Source organism: Photorhabdus sp. RM322S (assembly GCF_042879395.1).
Lineage (GTDB): Bacteria > Pseudomonadota > Gammaproteobacteria > Enterobacterales > Enterobacteriaceae > Photorhabdus > Photorhabdus khanii.
Map to the genome: position 1 here is coordinate 1 of NZ_JBHFKW010000128.1, position 1,306 is coordinate 1,306.

General features: G+C 54.7%; 1 protein-coding gene. It reads right to left on the reverse strand.

Annotated features, from left to right (window positions below):
* Positions 1 to 1,306 (reverse strand): condensation domain-containing protein (locus tag ACGF63_RS22880; protein ID WP_387633376.1); only part of this gene is annotated, 1,306 nt, incomplete at both ends.

Sequence of the window (1,306 nt, forward strand, 5' to 3'; positions counted from 1 at the left end):
TCAGACATCAACACGCCTACAGACCAGCCGTCCGACACAATGTGATGCTGGGTGAGCAAAAACTGGTATTTATCATCCGTGAGCCGAATGAGAGAAGCGCGGATAAGCGGGCCATGACCAAGATCAAATGGCGTGTAAGCTTCCTCGGTGCTCAGGCGTTCAAGTACGGTTTCAACATCCGGTATCCCACGCAGGTCATGTTGAGATAAAGGCAAGCCGTTGTCTGCACTCAACAATTGCACCTGTGGCTGACCGTCAACAGAGACGAAGACAGAACGTAACGCTTCATGACGGGCAAACAACCTGTCGAGCGCCTGCTGCCAGGCAGCGATATCCAGCCGACCACACAAGCGCAGTACCATCGGGATATGATAGGTATCACTCACGCCCTCAAACTGGGCCAGGAACCACAGACGCTGCTGTGCGAATGACAGCGGCAACACCCCCTCACGGGATATTGGCGTGATGACGGGCAATAGCCTGCGCTGCTCATCAAACTGGGCATGCATTGCCTCAGCAAAGGCAATCAAAGTGGGGGCTTCAAACAACGTGCTCAATGCTAGTTCGATACCTAACGCCGCTATCCGGTTCATCATCCGCACCGCCAACAACGAATGGCCGCCCAGCGCAAAGAAATTGTCATACCGGCTAATCTGTTCAATCCCCAGCAACTCACACCAGATAGCCGCCAGCGCAATTTCGGCTTCCCCTTGCGGAGCTTCATAGCGCTGACGGGCAAAGGCTTCCTCACCTGGCACCGGTAATACCCGGCGATCCAGCTTGCCGTTAGGGGTTAACGGGAAAGCATCCAAACGGACAACGGCCGTCGGCACCATATAGTCAGGCAAAACTGCACTCAGGTGAGCACGAAGGCTGTTAATCAGACCGTCATCCTCTGGCGCCACCACATAGGCGACCAGCCGTTTGTCCTGCCCGTCACCCAACACCAATACCTGCGCTTCACGTACTACAGGATGCTCTGTTAGCCGTGCTTCGATTTCTCCCGGTTCAATACGAAAGCCCCGGATTTTAACCTGCTGGTCATTACGACCAACAAATATCAGGTTGCCGTCCGGCAGGTAACGGACCAAGTCCCCGGTACGGTACATACGTGCACCCGGTTTATCGCTAAACGGATCTGTAAGGAAACGTTCAGCCGTCAGCTCAGGGCGATTGAGATAACCCCGCGTCACACCGGTACCCCCAATATACAATTCCCCTACTGTCCCCAGTGGTACTGGCTGACCGTAAGCATCTAACAGATAAACCCGCATGTTGGCCGTCGGACGCCCGATAGGGATCCATG